Origin of the sequence: Erwinia sp., from assembly GCF_049696395.1 — a bacterium.
Lineage (GTDB): Bacteria > Pseudomonadota > Gammaproteobacteria > Enterobacterales > Enterobacteriaceae > Erwinia.
In genome coordinates this window covers 1-20,107 of record NZ_JBAVTT010000015.1, presented here as the reverse complement: position 1 = coordinate 20,107, position 20,107 = coordinate 1, and the positions used below count along the sequence as shown (strand labels likewise).

Annotated in this window: 17 protein-coding genes; 5 read left to right on the top strand and 12 right to left on the bottom strand. The window is 54.6% G+C overall.

What is annotated here, in order from left to right:
• Position 1: 1 nt before the first annotated feature.
• The 5 genes from glgA to asd form a co-directional block, all read right to left on the bottom strand.
• Positions 2–1,435 (bottom strand): glycogen synthase GlgA, encoded by a 1,434-nt coding sequence (glgA, locus tag WCC56_RS02065; RefSeq protein WP_424690784.1) that lies wholly within the window; start codon positions 1,433–1,435, stop codon positions 2–4.
• Between the two features lie 75 nt (positions 1,436–1,510).
• Positions 1,511–2,800 carry a glucose-1-phosphate adenylyltransferase gene (glgC, locus tag WCC56_RS02060; RefSeq protein WP_424690783.1) on the bottom strand — a complete coding sequence of 430 codons (1,290 nt, stop codon included), beginning with the start codon at positions 2,798–2,800 and terminating at the stop codon, positions 1,511–1,513.
• Positions 2,801–2,812: 12 nt separating this feature from the next.
• Positions 2,813–4,798: a glycogen debranching protein GlgX gene (gene glgX / locus WCC56_RS02055; protein WP_424690782.1), complete on the bottom strand. Its 1,986-nt coding sequence runs from the start codon at positions 4,796–4,798 to the stop codon at positions 2,813–2,815.
• On the bottom strand, positions 4,795–6,981 hold the full coding sequence (gene glgB, locus WCC56_RS02050) for a 1,4-alpha-glucan branching enzyme (protein ID WP_424690781.1): 2,187 nt from the start codon (positions 6,979–6,981) through the stop codon (positions 4,795–4,797). Before glgB ends, glgX begins: the two co-directional genes overlap by 4 nt.
• Positions 6,982–7,384: 403 nt before the next feature.
• Entirely contained in the window at positions 7,385–8,494 is a 1,110-nt protein-coding gene (asd, locus tag WCC56_RS02045) for an aspartate-semialdehyde dehydrogenase (RefSeq protein ID WP_424690780.1), read from the bottom strand.
• Between the two features lie 279 nt (positions 8,495–8,773).
• On the opposite strand from asd, the gene WCC56_RS02040 reads away from it, so the two are divergent.
• Complete coding sequence (locus WCC56_RS02040) at positions 8,774–9,367, top strand: YhgN family NAAT transporter (RefSeq protein WP_424690779.1); 594 nt, start codon at positions 8,774–8,776, stop codon at positions 9,365–9,367.
• Between the two features lie 47 nt (positions 9,368–9,414).
• On the opposite strand, the gene gntU is transcribed toward WCC56_RS02040, so the two are convergent.
• From gntU to WCC56_RS02020, 4 genes are all read right to left on the bottom strand, one after another.
• The gene (gene gntU / locus WCC56_RS02035) at positions 9,415–10,755 is read right to left on the bottom strand and encodes a gluconate transporter (protein ID WP_424690778.1); all 1,341 of its coding nucleotides are present in this window, start codon (positions 10,753–10,755) and stop codon (positions 9,415–9,417) included.
• A gap of 10 nt (positions 10,756–10,765) precedes the next feature.
• Entirely contained in the window at positions 10,766–11,299 is a 534-nt protein-coding gene (gene gntK, locus WCC56_RS02030) for a gluconokinase (RefSeq protein ID WP_424690777.1), read from the bottom strand.
• Between the two features lie 247 nt (positions 11,300–11,546).
• Positions 11,547–12,542: a gluconate operon transcriptional repressor GntR gene (gene gntR, locus WCC56_RS02025; protein ID WP_424690776.1), complete on the bottom strand. Its 996-nt coding sequence runs from the start codon at positions 12,540–12,542 to the stop codon at positions 11,547–11,549.
• Positions 12,543–12,638: 96 nt separating this feature from the next.
• Positions 12,639–13,334 (bottom strand): pirin family protein, encoded by a 696-nt coding sequence (locus tag WCC56_RS02020; protein ID WP_424690775.1) that lies wholly within the window; start codon positions 13,332–13,334, stop codon positions 12,639–12,641.
• A gap of 366 nt (positions 13,335–13,700) precedes the next feature.
• Between WCC56_RS02020 and WCC56_RS02015 the strand changes: the two genes are divergently transcribed.
• Positions 13,701–14,210, top strand: a complete 510-nt coding sequence (locus WCC56_RS02015) for a GNAT family N-acetyltransferase (protein ID WP_424690774.1) — start codon at positions 13,701–13,703, stop codon at positions 14,208–14,210.
• On the opposite strand, the gene WCC56_RS02010 is transcribed toward WCC56_RS02015, so the two are convergent.
• Positions 14,211–15,227 (bottom strand): LacI family DNA-binding transcriptional regulator, encoded by a 1,017-nt coding sequence (locus WCC56_RS02010; protein ID WP_424690773.1) that lies wholly within the window; start codon positions 15,225–15,227, stop codon positions 14,211–14,213.
• 116 nt (positions 15,228–15,343) lie between these two features.
• Here WCC56_RS02010 and WCC56_RS02005 point away from each other — a divergent pair, with 116 nt between their 5' ends.
• On the top strand, positions 15,344–16,174 hold the full coding sequence (locus tag WCC56_RS02005) for an SDR family oxidoreductase (RefSeq protein WP_424690772.1): 831 nt from the start codon (positions 15,344–15,346) through the stop codon (positions 16,172–16,174).
• Positions 16,175–16,182: 8 nt separating this feature from the next.
• Positions 16,183–17,325, top strand: a complete 1,143-nt coding sequence (locus WCC56_RS02000) for a phytanoyl-CoA dioxygenase family protein (protein ID WP_424690771.1) — start codon at positions 16,183–16,185, stop codon at positions 17,323–17,325.
• Between the two features lie 91 nt (positions 17,326–17,416).
• Here the strand turns inward: WCC56_RS02000 and ggt are convergent, their stop codons facing one another.
• Positions 17,417–19,165: a gamma-glutamyltransferase gene (gene ggt / locus WCC56_RS01995; RefSeq protein WP_424690770.1), complete on the bottom strand. Its 1,749-nt coding sequence runs from the start codon at positions 19,163–19,165 to the stop codon at positions 17,417–17,419.
• A 154-nt stretch (positions 19,166–19,319) separates the two neighbouring features.
• On the opposite strand from ggt, the gene WCC56_RS01990 reads away from it, so the two are divergent.
• Positions 19,320–19,616, top strand: coding sequence for a DUF2756 domain-containing protein (locus WCC56_RS01990; protein ID WP_424690769.1), 297 nt, complete (start codon positions 19,320–19,322; stop codon positions 19,614–19,616).
• Between the two features lie 119 nt (positions 19,617–19,735).
• Here the strand turns inward: WCC56_RS01990 and WCC56_RS01985 are convergent.
• Positions 19,736–20,107 (bottom strand): glycerophosphodiester phosphodiesterase family protein (locus WCC56_RS01985; protein WP_424690768.1); only part of this gene is annotated, 372 nt, incomplete at its 5' end.

Genomic DNA, 20,107 nt, shown 5'->3' with positions numbered 1-20,107 from the left:
ATTACAACAGTCGTTGATAGAGATCGCGGTAGGCCACAGCGGCCACCTGCCAGCTAAAATCCATCCCCATCGCCTGACGCTGCACATAACGCCAAAGTGAAGGACGGGACCACAAAACAAAAGCACGACGGATTGCCCTCAGTAAAGACCAGGCATTGCTGTCCTCAAACACAAACCCGCTGGCCATTCCGTCAGCGAGGTTTTCCAGCGAGCTGTCGTTGACTGTATCGGCCAATCCGCCGGTGCGTCTTACCAGCGGTAACGTGCCGTATTTCAGACCGTACAACTGCGTAAGGCCGCAAGGTTCAAAGCGGCTCGGCACCATAATCACATCTGCGCCCCCCATAATTCGGTGGGAGAACGCTTCATGATAGCCAATCTGCACGCCAACCTGTCCCGGATACTGGGCGGCTGCGGCAAGGAAGCCCTGTTGCAGTACCGCATCTCCGGCGCCAAGTAATACCAGCTGTCCGCCCTGTTCAAGCAGTCCTGGCAGCGCTTCCAGCACCAGGTCCAGCCCCTTTTGTTTTGTCAGGCGGCTAACCACCGCAAACACCGGAACCTTGTCATCAATCTTCAGGCCCATAGTGATCTGCAACTGGCGTTTGTTCTCTACTTTGGCATCCAGCACATCGCGGTTGTAGCGCGCGTTCAGCAACAGGTCGTGAGCCGGATCCCAGATGGCCGGATCTACTCCGTTGAGGATCCCGGTTAATCGACCTTCAATCTGCCGCTGCTTTAGCAGATCTTCCATACCGTAACCAAACTCAGGCAGCGTTATCTCGCGAGCATACGTCGGACTGACCGCAGTAATATGATCGGCATAAAACAGGCCGGCCTTTAGGTAAGAAATCTGCCCGAAAAACTCCAGGCCGAACATATTGAAAAACGACCAGGGTAACTGGATATCCTCCATATGCTTGGCAGCAAACAATCCCTGATAAGCCAGATTATGGACAGTAAACACCGATTTTGCTGGTCGGCCTCTGGCCGCCAGATAGGCGCAGGTCAGACCGGCATGCCAGTCATGCGCATGGACAACCTCAGGGCGCCAGTAAGGATCCAGCCCACAGGCCATTTCACAGCCAATCCAGCCCAATAGCGCGAAACGAAGATAGTTGTCCGTATACGCGAACTGGGACTCGTCGTGATACGGGCTGCCGGGTCTTTCGTACAAGCCGGGCGCATCTATCAGGTATATCCCTACGCCATCAAACTGCCCATAAAGCAGTTCCACGTAGCCCGCGAACGTTTGCAGCCTTGCCACCACCTGCGTATCCGGGATCCCTTTCTTCAAGTCCGGGAACCCTGGAAGCAGGACTCTGGTATCAATGCCTTCTGCAATTTGCGCCGCCGGTAATGCCCCAACAACATCAGCAAGCCCGCCGGTTTTCAGCAGCGGGAAAATTTCTGAACAGACATGTAAAACCTGCATTATCGGCTCCTTAACTGTGTGCAGATGCGGTCCTCCGCATCAAATGCCGTGCCCTACAACTGACCTTTTTCCTGGTTAACTGCGCCAGCCCAGCTTGGCCAGCATGGATCGCGTTACCAGCACAATCCCCTCTTCCGAACGGTAAAAACGCCGCGCATCGTCATCGGGGTTCTCGCCGATTACCGTCCCTTCCGGCAGCTCGCAGGCCCGGTCAATCACGCAGCGGCGCAGGCGACAGGATCGCCCTACAACCACATCTGGCGAGAGAACAGAGGATTCGATATTGCAGAAAGAATTGATTCGTACGCGGGAGAACAACACCGAATTCACCACCACCGAACCGGAAATAATGCACCCGCCCGACACCAGTGAATTCATGGTCATACCGTGACTGCCTGAGCGGTCCTGCACAAATTTCGCCGGGGGAAGCGGCTCCATATGGGTGCGGATCGGCCAGCTGCGGTCATACATATCTAACTCTGGCGTCACTGAAGCCAAATCGAGATTGGCTTTCCAGTAAGCTTCCAGCGTCCCAACATCGCGCCAGTAAGGCGGAGAGGTTTCATCACTTTGCACGCAGGAGATGCTGAAGGAGTGCGCCAGCGCCTCTCCAGTAGCGACAATCTGCGGCAGAATGTCTTTACCAAAATCATGATTGGAATCAGGATTTTTAAGGTCTTCTTCCAGCAACTCATAGAGATAATCCGCGGTAAACGCATAGATCCCCATGCTCGCCAGCGCCTGAGTTTTATCGCCTGGCATATGCGGCGGATCGGCCGGTTTTTCCAGGAATTCAACTACCCGACTGTCATCATTAACCGCCATCACGCCGAACGCACTGGCTTCTTCAATGGGTACAGGCAAACAGGCTATCGTGCATTTGGCATCATTTTCTACATGATCCAACAGCATCCGCGAGTAGTCCATTTTGTAGATATGGTCACCCGCCAGGATCACGATGTACTTCGCCTGGTAACGGCGGATGATATCGAGGTTCTGCGTTACCGCATCCGCCGTCCCGCGATACCAGTGTTCAGTAGCCTGACGCTGCTGTGCAGGCAACAAATCGACAAACTCATTCATCTCCTCGTTGAAGAAAGACCAGCCGCGCTGGATATGCTGCACCAACGTGTGGGATTGATACTGGGTGATCACCGCGATCCGACGGATCCCGGAGTTCAGACAGTTCGACAGCGCAAAGTCGATAATGCGGAATTTGCCGCCGAAGTGGACAGCCGGTTTGGCTCGTTTAGCGGTCAGATCTTTCAAACGGGTACCGCGTCCACCCGCCAGGATTAGGGCTACAGTTTGTGTCGGCAATTGTCTTGCCAGCATCAGGGGATCGTTCTTCTCTAATTTGATCATGTCTGACTCCTGTTATGATTGCTTTTGGAACACGCACACACCGTGGGCTGGTCCATGCCAGACAGTTATAAGGATCGGGTTATCATCCCCGGCGAAGGGTGGAATGGCGTGCCATTCCCCTTTAGGCAGGTGTAAATCGCACACTTCTTCGGTGGCGTTAAAAGTGATTAACCAGTTCTGTGACAGGCAAATCTGCAGACGATGCGCCCCGTTTTGCCACTCCTCCGCGCTTAACGGCTGACCAGTCGGGCCCAGCCATTCCACGTTTCCGTCCCCTTCCTGCCACCAGCTATCCGTCTGCAGCGCAGGGATCTTGCTGCGCAGATGGATTAAAGCGGCAGTGAAAGTAAACAGCCCGCTGTCATTGTTTTCCCAGTTGAGCCAGGTCAACTCGTTATCCTGACAGTAAGCATTATTGTTGCCGTGCTGGCTGTGGCTGTGCTCGTCACCGGCTAACAGCATCGGTGTTCCTTGCGACAGAAGCAGCGTGGTCAGCAAGGCGTGCACGCTGCGGCGGCGATGCTCAGCCACCAATAAAGGCGCATTCAGCCCTTCCACGCCGTGGTTATGGCTGTAATTGCTGTTGTTGCCATCGCGATTATCTTCGCCGTTGGCTTCGTTATGTTTGTCGTTGTAGCAAACCACGTCGCACAGGGTGAAACCGTCGTGGGCGGTGATCAGATTGATGCTGGCCGAAGGCAGTCTCCCTTCCTGTTGGAACACGTCGCTTGAGGCGGCAAACCGTTTTACAAACTCGGCGTTCGGGATATCGCCATACAGCCAGTAACGGCGGACAACATCGCGGAAATGGTCATTCCATTCGGCAAACGGCGGCGGGAAATTTCCCACCTGATACCCCCCGGGCCCAATGTCCCAGGGCTCGGCAATTAACTTGCACTTCGATAACAACGGATCGGCCTTGATGGTCTGAAACATTTCGGCATCGCGCTGGTATTCAGGTGTGCGCCCTAAGACAGTGGCGAGATCGAAGCGGAAGCCGTCAACGTGGCACTCTTCAACCCAATAGCGCAGGCAGTCCAGCGTCCAGGTCATCACTTTGGGGTGGCTGATGTTCAGCGTATTGCCGCAGCCGGTCCAGTTCTGGTAGCCGCCCTGATCGTCCAGCCAGTAATAGCTTTTGTTATCCACACCGCGTTTTGACAGCGTAGGCCCGGTCTCTTCCAGTTCGGCAGTGTGGTTGAACACCACGTCCAGAATCACTTCGATCCCTGCGGCATGCAGCGCTTTCACCGCCTGCTGGAACTCGTTACGGGGATGAACATCGTCAACACCTGAGGCATAACGGGCATCGAGTGCATAAGGTGCCAGCGGGTTGTAGCCCCAATAGTTGGTCAGCCCAAGTCGCAGCAAACGCGGTTCATGAGCAAAATAGGCGACCGGTAACAGCTCCAGGCTGGTGATACCTAACCGTTTGAAATAGCTGATCATCACCGGATGTCCCAGCGCCGCATAGGTGCCCTGAATCTCCGCTGGGATCTCTGGATGGCGCTTAGTCAGCCCGCGAACATGCGCTTCATAGAGCACGGTCGATCCCCACGGCACGCGTGGCGGCTGGTCATCCTCCCAGTCGAAATCATTGGCCAGCACCACACTTTTGGGGGCCACTGACGCGCTGTCTTCGCAATTCATCTCCGTTTCACCGCACTGGAAACGAGGATCGTCCGTCACTTCGCCTTCCACTTCCCTGGCACAGGGATCAACCAGTAATTTGTTGGGATTGAAACGGTGCCCGACTTCTGGCTGCCACGGGCCATAAACCCGGTAGCCATAACGCTGGCCGGGTTTTATTGCCGGCAGATAGCCATGCCAGATATCTCCGGTACGCGCGGGTAAATTCAGTCTGGTTTCCTGACCTTGCTCATCGAACAGGCACAGCTCAACGCGCTCTGCATGCTGCGAGAACAGCGTGAAGTTCACGCCTTTGCCGTCATAATCAGCGCCGGAAGGCGTGGCTTTGCCAGGAAGGACTGGACTCATCCCGCCTCCCTTGCCAGCCAGACGGTCGACAGCGGCGGCAACGTCATACTGACGGAGTGTTCACGGTTATGGCTGGGCTGCGGATCGCTGTGGATCACGCCCTGATTGCCGGCGTTGCTGCCGTGATAATGGTCAGAGTCGGTATTCAGGACTTCCCGCCAGCTGCCAGCACCGGTTACGCCAAAGCGATAACTCTCGCGAGTCACTGGCGTGAAGTTGCTGGCGACCATCAGCTCATTACCGTCCCGATCGCGGCGGACGAAGACAAATACTGAGTTTTCGAAGTCATCCACTACCAACCATTCAAAGCCCATCGGGTCAAAGTCAAGCTGATACAGCGCAGGATGCGCACGGTAAGTCTGGTTCAGATCGCGCACCAGACGCTGCACGCCGTTGTGCCAGTTGTCGTGCCCGTCCAGCAGATGCCAGTCCAGACTGACATCATGATTCCACTCTTTGCCCTGGGCGAATTCGTTGCCCATAAACAGCAGTTTTTTGCCGGGGAAGCCGAACATCCAACCGTAATAGGCGCGCAGATTGGCAAACTTCTGCCACGCATCGCCAGGCATCCGGTCCAGAATCGATTTCTTGCCGTGCACCACTTCATCGTGCGACAGCGGCAGCACAAAGTTCTCGGTGGAGTTGTAGAGCATGCCGAAGGTCAGCTTATCGTGGTGATGCTTACGGTAAACCGGGTCCATCTTCATGTAATCCAGCGTGTCGTGCATCCAGCCCAGATTCCACTTGTACCAGAAGCCGAGGCCCCCCATTTCAGGCGGGCGTGAGACGCCAGGGAAATCGGTAGACTCTTCGGCCACGGTAACGGAGCCAGGCGCGGCCTGTCCAAGTGTGCGGTTGGTGTAGCGCAGGAAGGCGATCGCTTCTAAATTCTCCCGGCCGCCTAAATGGTTTGGTACCCACTCACCTTCGGCACGGCTGTAGTCGCGGTAGATCATCGACGCCACCGCATCCACGCGCAGTCCGTCAATCCCAAAGCGTTCAATCCAGTACAGTGCGTTGCCTGCCAGATAGTTGCTGACTTCACGGCGGCCGAAGTTATAAATCAGGGTATTCCAGTCCTGATGATAGCCTTCACGCGGGTCCCCGTGTTCGTACAACTCAGTCCCATCAAACTTCGCCAACGCAAAATCATCGGAAGGGAAATGTCCTGGCACCCAGTCGAGCAGCACGTTCAGCCCCGCTTCATGCGCCGCGGCGACAAAGTTGCGGAACTCATCACGGGTGCCGAAACGTCGGGTTGGCGCATACATGCCGGTCGGTTGATAACCCCAACTGCCATCGAATGGATGCTCATTGATCGGCATCAGCTCAAGGTGGGTGAAGCCCATCTCTTTGGCATACGGCACCAGCTGTTCGGCCAGTTCTTTGTAGCTCAGCCAGAAATTGTTGTCGGTGTGACGGCGCCATGACCCTAAATGCACCTCATAAATCGAGATCGGTTGGTCAAAGTCATTGGCTCGCCTGCGGGCTTCAGGCATCTCAATTTTCGGTGGAATGCCACAAATCATCGAGGCGCTGTCCGGCCGCATCTGCGCTTCAAAAGCGTAAGGATCGGCTTTCAGCCGCAGCTGACCGTGCAGATCGATAATCTCGAATTTATACAGCTGCCCGTGAATAGCGCCGGGTACGAACAGCTCCCAGACGCCAATCTCCTGACGAAAACGCATCGGATGACGGCGGCCGTCCCAGAAGTTGAAATCACCCACTACCGCGACTCGCTGGGCGTTAGGCGCCCAAACCGAGAAGCGCGTGCCGATCACGCCATCAATCACATCTGCATGAGCGCCCATCGTTTCGTAAGGGCGAAGGTGAGTCCCTTCGGCCAACAGCCAGCTGTCCATTTCAGCCAGCAAAGGACCAAAGCGGTAGGCATCATCTATCAGGTTTTGCTGGCCATGCCAGGTGACGGCCAGCTGATAGCGGAAAGGATTTCTGCGTCGTGGTACCACGCCGTGGAAGAAACCACGGGAGTCCAGGCACTCAAGCTGAGCGCATTTGCGCCCGGTATTGGTTTCAATCACCCAGACTTCGGTCGCATCTGGCAGCATTGCCCGCACTTCCAGGCCGCTGTCGGTCTGATGCATTCCAAGGAACGAAAAGGGGTCTGCATAGTGGCCAGTTAATAATTCATTAATAAGCCGACGATCCGTAAGCTCGGACATGACTTTCTTCCCTTGATGATTGGCAGGCGATCTCTGATTACCTGAAAACGGCAACGAAGGCTCTGCTCTTTATTGAACCAAAAGCACGCTGACAGGAAAGGTGGCCATCCAGTGCGAAAACCGCCGCAGCGCGCGAGAACTTCATCAGATAAGGTAAAGCGTTTCGGACCGTGTCCTGCTAGCAGTTCCGGCCCGTTATGTTTCAGTGATATTTTTAAGCATAGCCAGGGCGCGGCTAAAGCCCGCACCGAAAAGAGAAAAATATGCCTTTTAGATCAAACTTTCGGAGATTGGTGACGGACAAGTCGCAAAACGAGGGAGGGAAAGCGCAGCGGGAAGAGGGTTGCTAAAAAAACACCCCGCAGCCAGAGGCGAACGGGGTGTGTTGAGCAGCGTTGAAAGCTTAGCCAACCAGCAGACGAAGCATGCGGCGCAGAGGCTCAGCGGCGCCCCACAGCAGCTGATCGCCAACGGTGAAGGCAGAGAGATATTCCGGCCCCATGTTCAGCTTACGCAGACGGCCTACAGGCGTTTTCAACGTGCCGGTAACTGCTGCAGGCGTCAATTCACGCATGGTCAGCTCCCGATCGTTTGGTACTACGTGTACCCAGTCATTATGGGAAGCCAGCAGTTGCTCCACTTCTTTCAGCGGCACGTCTTTTTTCAGCTTCAGCGTGAAGGCCTGGCTGTGACAGCGCAGCGCACCCACACGGACACACAGCCCATCTACCGGAATGACGCTGGATGGCTGCAGAATTTTGTTGGTTTCAGCCTGGCCTTTCCACTCTTCGCGGCTCTGACCATTCTCAAGCTGTTTGTCGATCCAGGGGATCAGGCTACCAGCCAAAGGCACGCCGAAGTTGTCGGTCGGAAGAACGCCGCTGCGGCCCATCTCCGTCACTTTACGTTCGATGTCCAGAATGGCAGAAGCCGGGTTTTGCAGCTCTTTTGCTACGTGGTCATGCAGCATGCCCATCTGAGTCAGCAGTTCACGCATGTGACGTGCGCCGCCGCCGGAAGCCGCCTGATAAGTCGCAACAGAAGCCCACTCAACCAGATTATTGGCGAACAGGCCGCCAAGTGACATCAGCATCAGGCTCACAGTACAGTTACCGCCAGCGAAGGTTTTGATGCCTTTGTCCAGTCCCTGGTGGATCACGTTGTGGTTGACCGGATCGAGGATAATCAGCGCATCGTCATTCATGCGCAGCGTGGAAGCAGCATCAATCCAGTAACCCTGCCAGCCGGCAGCACGCAGTTTTGGATAGATTTCAGTAGTATAATCGCCGCCCTGACAGGTAATAATAATATCCAGCGCTTTCAGCGCCTCGATATTGAAGGCATCCTGCAAGGTTCCGGCAGACTGCCCGCCAAACTCCGGGGCCGCCTGGCCATGCTGAGAAGTAGAGAAGAAGACCGGGCGAATCACATCGAAGTCACGCTCTTCTACCATGCGCTGCATGAGAACGGATCCGACCATGCCACGCCAACCGATAAGTCCTACTGATTTCATGTTGCACCTGCTGCAGACCACTGGCTTGCCCGGCCAGTAAATGGCTGGCGAAAAGAGTAAGGCCTGACCTGTTAAAGTTATAAGAAAGAAGTATGGTTAACACCTTACAAAATGCTGCAAAAGTGGCAAGTGAATTAAATCGATTATCGGCAAATTTTTAGCAATATCGCTAATATACCGGTCATTATTCAGTAAACAGGAAGGCGGCTAAAGCCCGATCTGTAGCCTGAAAAATGCGGGTTAATTTGCCGTTGACGGCATCAAACAGAGACAGAAACGATGACTGAAATGATCTCAGCAACGATATTATTGTTGCTAATTATGGACCCGCTGGGCAATTTGCCGATTTTTATGTCGGTTTTAAAGCATCTGGAGCCTAAACGTCGACGGGTGGTCTTGATCCGCGAAATGCTGATCGCGCTGGTGATCATGTTGCTGTTTCTGTTTGCCGGCGAGAAAATCCTCGCCTTCCTGAACCTGCGTACTGAAACCGTGTCAATTTCCGGTGGCATCATTCTTTTCCTCATCGCCATTAAAATGATCTTCCCTTCCAGCGAAAGTAGCAGCAGCGGATTACCTGCCGGAGAAGAGCCTTTCCTGGTTCCGCTGGCAATTCCTTTGGTGGCCGGCCCCTCTTTGCTGGCTACCTTGATGCTTTTATCGCATCAGTATCCCGATCAGATGACGCATTTGGTCGGCGCGTTGATGATTGCCTGGGGCGCAACGGTGATTATCCTGCTGATGTCGGGCGTATTTTTACGGCTGCTGGGGGAGAAAGGCGTCAATGCGCTGGAAAGGCTGATGGGTTTGATTCTGATTATGCTGGCAACCCAGATGTTCCTGGATGGCATACGGGCTTATCTGAAGATTTAACAAAAAAAGGGCGCTCAGTGAGCGCCCTTCTCCTTTTCAAGTGCCGATCAGGACAGCAGCTCAAAAGCAATCATCCCGACGATAGCGCCGACCGTGCCCAGAATGGTTTCCATCATCGTCCAGGTTTTCAGCGTCTGTGCTTCCGTTGCGCCGGTAAAGCGGCCAAACAGCCAGAAACCCGCATCGTTGACGTGGCTGAAGATAATCGAGCCACCAGCGATACAGATCGACAGCGCAGCCATCTGCGCGCCTGAGTAATGCAGCGGCTCAATCACCGGCATAATCAGGCCTACCGTGGTCAGACAGGCAACCGTTGCCGACCCCTGAATGATGCGCACCGCACCAGCCAGAATAAAGCACGCCAGCGCAACCGGCAGACCAGCACCGGTCAGTGCATTGCCCAATGCCGGGCCGACACCCGAATCCACCAGCACCTGCTTAAATACGCCACCAGCACCAATCACCAGCAGGATAATCCCGGCAGGCTGCAGCGCACTGCCGCAAATCTGCATCACACGTTCTTTATCCATGCCCTGACGGTAAGCCAGGCCATAAATCGCCACCAGGCAGGCCAGCAGAATAGCGATAAACGGGTGACCAATGAATTCCAGCCACTCATATAAACTTGTGCCAGGTTCGGTAAAACGTGCACCAATGGTTTTCAAACCAACCAGCACCAGCGGGAACAGGATCAACGACAGGCTGAAGCCAAAGGAAGGCAGCTTGCTCTCGTCAAAATCCGGATGAGTGGTTTCCGTTGGCAGCGTGAACGTCACATGACGGCTGATAAAGTTGCCGAACAGCGGACCAGCAATCAGCATACTTGGGATCGCGGCGCAAACGCCCAGCAGGATCATCCAGCCAAAATCGACGTGCATCTGCGATGCCAGCAGCATCGGCGCAGGCCCAGGGATCAGGAAGGCGGCTGAAGCAGCCACACCGGCAAACAGAGGAATAACCAGCTTCACCAGGTTGTCGTTAGTCCGACGGGCCACGGCGAAGGCAATGCTGATCAGCAGCACAATAGCCACTTCAAAGAACAACGGCAGCGCACAAATTAACCCGGCTACGCCCATCGCATAATGCGCACGACTCTGACCAAAGGTCTTCAGCATCTTGATAGCGATCTGATCAACCGCGCCCGTCTCATGCAGAATTTTGCCGAACATCGCCCCCAGCGCGACCACAATAGCGAGGAAGCCCAGCGTGCCGCCCATGCCTTTTTGCATGGTGTCAGCGATTTTATCGAGCGGCATGCCGGAGAAAATTCCGGCCCCAACAGAAACTAACATCAGAGCGACAAAGGCGTGCATACGCGCTTTCATCACCAGGAACAGCAGCAGTAAAACAGAACCTGCTGCGGTTAAAACCAGTGTTGCAGTAGCCATTACATCCAACTTATTTTTTAATCGCGCCTTCGATAGTGGTAACGGTCTCGGCCACTACCTCATCCAGCGTCTGATTGATTTCTACGACCAGTACATCGCTCTCATTGCTGCCTGGCTCTTCCAGCGTGTCAAACTGGGTGACCAGCATCTGCGGTTTGAAGAAGTGCCCTTTACGCGCACGCAGGCGGGATTCGATGGTGTCGAAATCACCCTGCAGATAGACGAACGACAGGTTGTCGTTGCCTTTGCGCAGAATATCGCGGTAACTCTTTTTCAGCGCAGAGCAGACAATCAACGAGATTTCGTTGGTGCGTTGCATGGCGAAAGCCGCATCGTTAATCGCTTCCAGCCAGGGTTTACGGTCATCGTCATTGAGCGGATGCCCTTCAGACATTTTCTCGATATTGGCGCGAGGATGAAGAAAATCCCCGTCAAGAAACGCCGCTTTCAACTGGTGTGCAACGGCGTTGGCAACAGCTGATTTGCCGCTTCCGGATACGCCCATCAGCACGAAAACGTGGTTGGACGAAGGGGTGGTTTTCATTATTTATGCTCCGGCAGAGAAGTCTATGGAGATGGCCGTTCGGGATCAGCCCAATTTGTTATCGGTAACATTGTCTGGACGGCCGTCCGCTAAGGCAACAGCTGGGGAGGAAAAAGCTGGTAAATGTGAAGTAGCTCAAAAAAATGACAGTTTCAGAGTGATGGCGGCACAAAGGGGCAACTTTCAGCCGGAGCATGCGGGCTGCATCACATTTTGCCCACAGGCTCCGGATAAATCCGCCCTGCCGTCAGATGCTGCCACCTTCCGAAATGGTAAAGCCGACATTCACCTGTTTGGTCTCGCTGGTCTCACCACGGATGCTGGACAGCAGCAAAGCGGCAGATTCACGGCCCATTTTTTCACGCGGTGTCACCACCGTTGCCAGTTCAGGTGTTACCACCTGAGTAATATCATGGCCGTGAAAACCGGCGATCGCCATGTCTCGAGGAACCCGCAATCCCTGGCGCTGGCATTCGAACATCGCCCCTACCGCCAGGTCATCGTTGGTACAAAACAGGCTGTCGGTGTCGGGATAGCGGCATTGCGCTTCCTTCAACAAGGTGGCGCCCATCGAGAAAGAGGACGCTTCTTCCATCATAATGCTGCGCGGTTCCAGACCGGCCTCCAGCATCGCCTTTTCATAGCCCTGCTGTTTCAGCAAAGTACGTTCATCCAGCCGTGCGCCAAGGTACACCGTGCGGCGATAGCCTTTCTGCAGAATGGCGTGCGTCATTTGTCGCGCCGCTTCCACATTGTCGAAGCCAACGGCCATATCCAGGCAAGGTGAAACCGAATCCATCATTTCCAGCACCGGGATCCCGGCGGTTTCAAGCATCCGCAGGCTGGCTGCGGTGTGGGTTCGCTCGGTGAGGATCAGGCCATCAATGTTCCAGGCCAGCAAAGAGCGGATTTGCAGCTCTTCTTTTTCCGCGCTGTAACCAAAGTGGCCCAGCATGGTCTGGTATCCAGCGGCATCCGTCACGGCTTCGATACCGCGCAGCACATCGGCGAAGACCTGGTTAGTCAGCGAGGGAAGCAGCACGCCAATCGCGCGGCTGGTGGAATTAGACAAAATATCGGGGGCTTTATTGGGGATGTAACCCAGCTCATCCAGCGCTTCGGCAATCCGGCTCTGTAAGGCAACAGAGACCTGATCAGGGTTACGCAGATAACGGCTGACGGTCATTTTGGTGATGCCCACACGATCGGCAACATCCTGTAATACCGGTCTTTTCTTCTTCATTGTTGTAAAGGGTCTGGGGAGAGATGAGCAGAGTGTAACAAAAATGAAAGGGAAACGGTGAAGGGTGCGGTAAACCGCACCCAAAGTGTGACGAACTTAAACTGCAGGCAGATCGAACAGCAGGATTTCGGCATCGCTTCCGGCTTCAATCGCCAGAGCCGCTTCGTCCCAGACAGCGAAGGCATCGCTGGTTGAAGCTTTTTCACCGTTCACGGAGACATCACCTTTCACCACCTGGATCCAGACACGGCGGCCCGCTTCAATGTCGACCGTGCCTTGTTCGCCCTGTTTCAGCGCCCAACGCGACAGCGTCATATCCTGGAACACCTTCAAAGAACCGTCACGGGCGTCAGGAGAAAGCACCAACTGGCGGCCCTGCACGTCATCGAAACGGCGCTGAGCATAGCGAGGTTCGATGCCGGTTTTTTCCGGGATAATCCAGATCTGATACAGATGCAGCGGCTCGTCTTTGCTGGCGTTGTACTCAGAGTGACGCACACCGGTGCCGGCGCTCATAATCTGGAATTCGCCCGCCGGGATCTGCTCTTTGTTGCCCATGCTGTCTTCATGCTCAACCGTACCGGAAAGCACATAAGTCAGGATCTCCATATCTTTATGGGGATGAGTGCCGAAACCTTGTCCGCCGTCGATCACATCTTCGTTAATCACCCGCAGCGCCGAGAAGCCCATGAAATTGGCATCGTGATAGCTGGCAAAAGAAAATGTGTGGTAGCTGTCCAGCCAGCCGTGATTAGCGTGACCGCGATCTTGTGCTTTGCGTAAGTAAATCATGTTCAATCCTCCTCAACGTTTTCAAACAGTCTGGACCTGTTCCGGAAGGGATGATAGTGGATAAAATTGTCTCCTCTGTTCAAATTATTCGATGGAATATGGCAGGATCAAACAGACAATTTGGCAGCGAGAGTTTAAGGGGGGCAATGAGCAGGCAAAAAAAAAGCCAGCACCCGAGCTGGCTAAATAATACTTGGAAGCAATGTGAGCAATGTCGTGCTTTCCCGTTGGTCCGTGAAGCCCATGCCGGGAACGCATGACAATAATAATCATTATCATTCGCACTTGTAAAGACTTTTTTTGCTTGATTTATCGGCTAAAGGCCATGATCTTAAAGAGGAATAGGACAAAACAAGGAGCAAGGAAATGAGTGAGATCGTTGTACGTCATGCCGAACCGACTGATGCTGAGGCGCTTTTTCGCATTCTGAGCCAGCCAGAAACTTACCGCGATACGCTCCAGCTTCCGCATCCTTCGCAGCAAATGTGGCAGGATCGCCTGACCTCACCGAAACAAGGCCAGCAGCGATTTGTCGCCTGCATTGAGGGTGAAGTGGTGGGCGATCTGACGCTTGAAGTGAGTGACCGATTACGCCGCCGTCACTCAGCTTCGTTCGGAATTTGCGTTGATCTCCATCACCGTGGCAAAGGCGTGGCTTCAGCCCTGATGAAAGAGATGATCACCCTCTGCGATAACTGGCTGAGTATCGAACGTATTGAACTGACCGTTTTCTCTGACAATGCCACGGCAATCGCGCTTTATCAGCGATTCGGCTTTGTGACCGAAGGCGTTGCACGCCGCTTCGCGGTTCGTGACGGTCAGCAGGTTGATGCGCTGTATATGGCACGCCTGAAGGATGAGCAGCTGCCTGTCTAATCAAACATTGAACGGCGTGGCCACGATCACGCGTGAAAACGCCGTTTGCTGTTCCTCCTCCTCCGGCAGGAAGCCATGAAAACGCAGGATAGCGCTGAAAGCCGATCGGGCATCCTCACGCAGATCGTGGTCAATCACCGCATCCAACTCTTCCGCCGCCAGTAATCGCCTGTTCTCTTCATCCAGGTCGTGACCGATAAAGACTTTTACCTCGCGGTTCATTTCAGTAAAGGCCCTCAGAATGGCGCTGTTGCCGCCACCAACACTGTAAACAGACTCGATAGTGCGGTCTTGTTCCAGCGCTAAGCACATCTGCCTGAAAGTCAGTTGATCGATGCCATAACCTTCGCTGACCGCCACCGTATTCAGCCAGGGCGCCCGCTGATTTAGCGCGGCAATAAAGCCTTCCATTCGCTGCTCTTCGCCGCGAAATCCAGCGCTGCTGAGGACTACAGCTACCGTTTGTGCCACCGCCGGAAGCCAGCGAGACATCAGCCACGCTGCCGTTCGCCCTGCCCCTTCGTTATCCATGCCGACATAACGGATCCGCTCGCTTTGCGGCAGGTCGGTGACCATCGTCACAACCGGGACTCGCAGTGCTGCCAGTTCGGCAATACAGCTTTCCAGCAAGGGATGATCGCTTGCCTTGAGTAGCACCCCATAACTGTCATTACCACAGCGGCGCAGCTCCCGTTGCAGCTCTTCTGGCGAAGTCTCCTCAAAAATATGGCAACGCAAAGTCAGGCGGAAAGGCGCAAAGCTTTTTATCTGGCTGAGGAGCGCCGCAAGGGTCAGCGAACTGAAGCGTTCAGGCGCGTGCATCACTAAATCAATCGGCAATGTGCGGCCGCTGGCAAGACTTGCGCGCTGCTGCAACTCCAGATCGCGGATAGCCTGCGCAATCCGCCGTGCCGTTCGGGGATGCACGCTGCCACGCTGGTGCAGCGCCCTGTCGACCGTGGCTTTACTGACGCCAGATTGGGCCGCGATTTGCTTGAGTGAAAATGGGTTGGCCATAAAATGAGGTCTTTTTGAGGTTATGCCGACGTATTGTTAATCAAATGTAATTGCTAAGGTCAGGGTGAGCAAGTGGACAGACCTTACCTCCCCCCTAAAAAAAGAAAGGACAAAGAATGAGCCTGACTGAAAGCAATATGTTCAACAACAAAGTGTTCGTCGTCACGGGTGGAACCCAGGGACTTGGCGCTGCCGTGGCCCATCTGCTGGCAAAGCGTGGCGCACGTGGCATCGTGATCTGTGGGCGCAACGCCGAAGCCGGACGAGAACAGGTCGAAAGTCTCAGTCATTCAGGCTGTGAGGCGATCTTTGTTGAAGCAGACATCAGTTCACCTGAAGCCTGTGCCAAAGTCATCGCGGCCGCAGAGTCCTGTTTTGGCACGCTGCACGGGCTGGTGAACTGCGCTGGCATGTCCGATCGCGGCACTATCCTCAGCACGTCGCCTGAGCTGTTCGATGCCATTATGGCGGTCAACGTCCGCGCCCCCTTCTTCCTGATGCAGGCAGCGATCAAGCTGATGATTTCCAAAGGCGTTGAGGGCAGCATCGTCAATATCATCACCATGACTTCACACGGTGGCCAAAGCTTCCTGACAGCGTATGCCGCGTCGAAAGGGGCGCTGGTGACCTTAACCAAAAACGTCGCCTTCAGTGCAATGCGCAACCGCATCCGGGTGAATGGCCTCAACATTGGCTGGATGGATACCCCGCATGAAGATGATATTCAGCGGCAATACCATCAGGCGGAAGACGGCTGGCTGGAAAAAGCGGAGCAGCAACAGCCGTTTGGCCGCTTGTTAAAACCGGCGGAAGTTGCCCGAGGCGTTGCTTTTCTGCTCTCAGAAGAGTCAGGAATGATGACTGGATCGGTGATCGACTTCGATCAGTCGGTGGTTGGCTGTGGTGATAACGGTGGCTTCCAGCCGCCACAAGCTCTGACTCTGTGAGGCGCCAAATGACTAACATCTACAGTAATGATAGCCAGATTTCGCTGGATGATTTCGCCACGATCTGTGCGCAAACCTTGCCGAAGACCGACTTCCCGCTGGCACATTCAGCCGAAAAAAATGTCCTCATCTATCATTGTGATGACCTGATAGCCGCTGCAGAAGCAGACCGTCAGACTGTATTGAGTGAGCTACACCGCGCCCTGTCCAGCGGGCCTGGCGTCTTTGTGGTGCAGGGCCTGTATCAGGACCTTTCTGCCGTAGATCGCAGCAGCAGCGTCTTCGAAGCGATCCTCGCCAGCGAAGCGGCTAACGGCGGCGGCGGCGATCACTTCGCCAAAGCAGGCAGTAATGGCCGCATCTGGAATGCCCTGCAAAAGGTGGCTGAGCGCGATGCTGATGCGTTTATCGATTATTACAGCAACCCGTTACTGGCGCTGATTTGCGAAGCCTGGGTTGGGCCTGGCTATGAAATGACTGCGCAGGTAAATCAGGTGCGTCCGGGCGGTAAAGCGCAGCAACCGCACCGCGATTACCATCTTGGCTTTCAGGTTAATGACGTTGTCGCGCGCTTCCCGCTGCCGTTACACATCCTGTCGCAATATCTGACGCTTCAGGGCGCGGTTGCCCACAGTGAGATGCCCATCGAGTCTGGTCCAACGCAACTTCTGCCGTGGTCACAGCAGTATGCGGAAGGCTATCTTGCGTGGCGCGACCCGCGCTTTATCGAGTTCTTCGAGCAGCATGCCGTTCAGCTGCCGCTGAAAAAAGGCGATGGGTTGTTCTTCAATCCGGCTCTGTTCCATGCTGCGGGAACGAACGTGACTCAGGATCATATTCGCACCGCCAATTTGTTACAGGTGTCGTCGGCCTTCGGCAAAACGATGGAAAAAGTGAATCATGTCAAGGTACTGGAAGCGATCTATCCCACGTTACTGACGAAAAAGTTGAGCGAAGCACAGCGGCAAGCCGTGGTAGCCGCAAGTGGTGAAGGCTATTCCTTCCCGACCAATCTGGATACCGATCCGCCGTTAGGTGGCCTGGTGCCGAAAACGCAGCAGCAGCTGATACTGGAAGCTTTGCAGCAGGGTTGTCTGGCGGAAGAGTTCAACACTCGGCTTGCGGAACATGAGAAGAAAAGAGAGGCTTAACCCGATCAGGTTCGATAAACGATCGGGAAAAACAAACGGCTCCAGCGGGACAATCTTGCTGAAGCCGTTAATTATTCTACCGGCAGACCAATCAGTATCCTGCCGTTAAATCATCAATCGTACGGGGATCGGACGCGCCATACAGCATCCCGTCTGGCCCAATCATAATGCTCTGCGTGCTGCCCATCGCTGGCATCACCTTCACATGCTGACCTTTGGCTTCCAGCAGTTTCAGGCTGTCCGGGCTGAAGCCCTTCTCAACCCGCAGTTGATCCGGCAACCATTGATGATGGAAACGTGGCGCGTTGGTCGCTTCAGCGATATTCATCCCATAATCGATACTGTTCACCACCATTTGTAGCACGGTGGTGATAATGCGGCTGCCGCCTGGGCTCCCGGTTACCAGCCAGGTTTTACCGTTTTTCGCCACGATAGTCGGCGACATTGAGGAAAGTGGTCGCTTATAAGGCCCTACAGCATTGGCTTCGCCGCCGACCAAACCATAGACATTCGGCGTACCCGGCTTGGCCGAGAAGTCATCCATCTCATTGTTCATTAAGATGCCGCTGTTCCCCGCCACGATGCCGCTGCCAAAATAGGTATTCAGCGTATAGGTCACCGCTACCGCATTACCCTGCTTATCTACCACCGAGAAATGGGTGGTCTGGTTGCTTTCATACGGTGCAAGCTTGCCAGGTTTGATCTCCGAGGAAGGTCGCGCTTTATTGATATCAATCTGCTGCGCCAGCGATTTTGCATAGGCTTTACTGGTCAGCGCCTGCCATGGCACCTTCACAAAGTCCGGGTCGCCGAGATATTCGGAGCGATCGGCATAGGCATATTTTTCCGCTTCAGCCATCACCTGCATCGCATCCGCGCTGCCGAAGCCCATTTTCGCCAGGTCGAAGTTTTCGAGGATATTCAGGATCTGCACGATATGGATGCCACCAGATGACGGTGGCGGCATGGAGAACACTTCATAGCCGCGATAGGTGCCGCTGATCGGCTTACGCTCTATCGCCTTATATTTCGCTAAGTCCTGTTTGTTAATCAGACCGCCGTTAGCCGCCATCTCCTGGTCAATCTGCGTGGCGATAGCGCCTTTATAGAACGCATCCGCCCCCTGCGTGGCAATCAACTCCAGGCTGTGGGCCAGATTGCGTTGCACCAGTTTCTCGCCCCGGCTGTAAGGCTGGCCATCCGGCTTGTAGAAAATCGCTTTGCTGTTGGGATGGGTGATCAGCACTTCTTTGCCATAAACCTTCAGATCATCAGCGAGCGCTTCATTCACCACGATCCCTTTGCTGGCCAGTTTAATAGCCGGTTGGATCAACTGACTGAGCGGCAGGGTGCCGTACTCTTTGTGCGCCAGCGCAAAACCAGCCACCGTGCCTGGTACGCCGGAAGCCAGATGAGAGGTAAGGGATTTTTTACTGTCCGCATTGCCCTGCGCGTCCAGGAACATGTCACGGCTGGCTCTGGTCGGCGCCATTTCACGGAAGTCGATGGAAGTGGTGCGGCCTGAAGCGGTACGCAGCATCATAAAACCGCCACCGCCCAGATTTCCCGCCTGAGGGTGTGTAACCGCCAGTGCATATCCCACCGCAATCGCCGCATCAACCGCGTTGCCGCCCTGCTTAAGGATATCCACCCCAACCTGAGTTGCTGTCGCATCGACAGACGACACCATCCCATGTTGCTCTTTAACCGGGTGGAACGTATCGGCATCCACACCGTAAGAAACCGCTGGTGCTGTGGGCGCGGCATTCGCTCCCTGCCACAGCAACAGCCCGATCATTAGCGGTCCCGCAAGCCGCGTCAACTTACCCTGTCCTGTCATCTTCACCTCTTGTTAGTCTTATTTACGTTTGTTTACCGCTGTTAAGTGTGTACGAAATAAGAGAAAAGGCGAGGCGGGACGGAAATTCAGTCCACTCCTGGAGGCAGTTTGGTGGCCCTGGCATACACTTGAGTAATCAAATAAGGAGGCATTTATGAAATGGTTAGTTATTTTAGTTGCCGCATTGGCACCGTTAAGCGGTATGGCAAATATGTTGAACAACAACAATCAGCCAAATCAGCCGGGCTACAATCCCAGCACTCAACGGATGCAAAATCAGATGCAGACGCAGCAGTCCCAGCAGAAACTGAAGTTGCAGCAGGATCAGCAGCGTCAGAGTCAGGACACACAGCGTAAGGTACAGGAGCAGCGGAACAGTGCTTCCCAGCGCGTGATTCAGTCACAGCCTGGAACCAACACCACGCCGCAGGTCCAGCAAAATACCAACTAGGTTTATGAAGCACGCGCCTACCTGACTGGCGTGCAACAAGACGGCAAGTGCATGAACCCCCAGCAGCTTACTCAAGTCAGTGACTGGGGTGAGTGGATTCAGCCAGCATTGTAGGCAGGTCAGGAAGGAGTGTGAAAATCTGGTCCCAGGGTGTCGATGGCGTCTGTGCAGATGGCATCGACACCCCACTTCAGCAGTTGAGTTGCCCTTTCCGCCTTGTTGACTGTGTACACCAGGATCCGTAACCCGGACTTTTTCAGCTCTGCAACCCGCCTTTCATTAAGCACTTTGTGATTAAAATGAATCGATACGCACTCCAGCGCCTCGGTCATTTCCTGCCAGTTGTCATGCCATTCATGCAACAGCAACCCTCGTGGGAGCTCAGGCGCCGCTTCTTTCGCCGCTTCCAGCGCAACGTAAGAAAACGAAGAGAGCAGCGGTGATGGCTGCATATGCCAGAGATCCCGCGCGGCCAGCGCCACCACCCGTCC

Coding starts and splice junctions, on each gene's coding strand:
- glgA (WP_424690784.1), bottom strand. CDS start 1,435: ATGCAGGTTTTACATGTCTGTTCAGAAATTTTCCCGCTGCTGAAAACC.
- glgC (WP_424690783.1), bottom strand. CDS start 2,800: ATGATCAAATTAGAGAAGAACGATCCCCTGATGCTGGCAAGACAATTG.
- glgX (WP_424690782.1), bottom strand. CDS start 4,798: ATGAGTCCAGTCCTTCCTGGCAAAGCCACGCCTTCCGGCGCTGATTAT.
- glgB (WP_424690781.1), bottom strand. CDS start 6,981: ATGTCCGAGCTTACGGATCGTCGGCTTATTAATGAATTATTAACTGGC.
- asd (WP_424690780.1), bottom strand. CDS start 8,494: ATGAAATCAGTAGGACTTATCGGTTGGCGTGGCATGGTCGGATCCGTT.
- WCC56_RS02040 (WP_424690779.1), top strand. CDS start 8,774: ATGACTGAAATGATCTCAGCAACGATATTATTGTTGCTAATTATGGAC.
- gntU (WP_424690778.1), bottom strand. CDS start 10,755: ATGGCTACTGCAACACTGGTTTTAACCGCAGCAGGTTCTGTTTTACTG.
- gntK (WP_424690777.1), bottom strand. CDS start 11,299: ATGAAAACCACCCCTTCGTCCAACCACGTTTTCGTGCTGATGGGCGTA.
- gntR (WP_424690776.1), bottom strand. CDS start 12,542: ATGAAGAAGAAAAGACCGGTATTACAGGATGTTGCCGATCGTGTGGGC.
- WCC56_RS02020 (WP_424690775.1), bottom strand. CDS start 13,334: ATGATTTACTTACGCAAAGCACAAGATCGCGGTCACGCTAATCACGGC.
- WCC56_RS02015 (WP_424690774.1), top strand. CDS start 13,701: ATGAGTGAGATCGTTGTACGTCATGCCGAACCGACTGATGCTGAGGCG.
- WCC56_RS02010 (WP_424690773.1), bottom strand. CDS start 15,227: ATGGCCAACCCATTTTCACTCAAGCAAATCGCGGCCCAATCTGGCGTC.
- WCC56_RS02005 (WP_424690772.1), top strand. CDS start 15,344: ATGAGCCTGACTGAAAGCAATATGTTCAACAACAAAGTGTTCGTCGTC.
- WCC56_RS02000 (WP_424690771.1), top strand. CDS start 16,183: ATGACTAACATCTACAGTAATGATAGCCAGATTTCGCTGGATGATTTC.
- ggt (WP_424690770.1), bottom strand. CDS start 19,165: ATGACAGGACAGGGTAAGTTGACGCGGCTTGCGGGACCGCTAATGATC.
- WCC56_RS01990 (WP_424690769.1), top strand. CDS start 19,320: ATGAAATGGTTAGTTATTTTAGTTGCCGCATTGGCACCGTTAAGCGGT.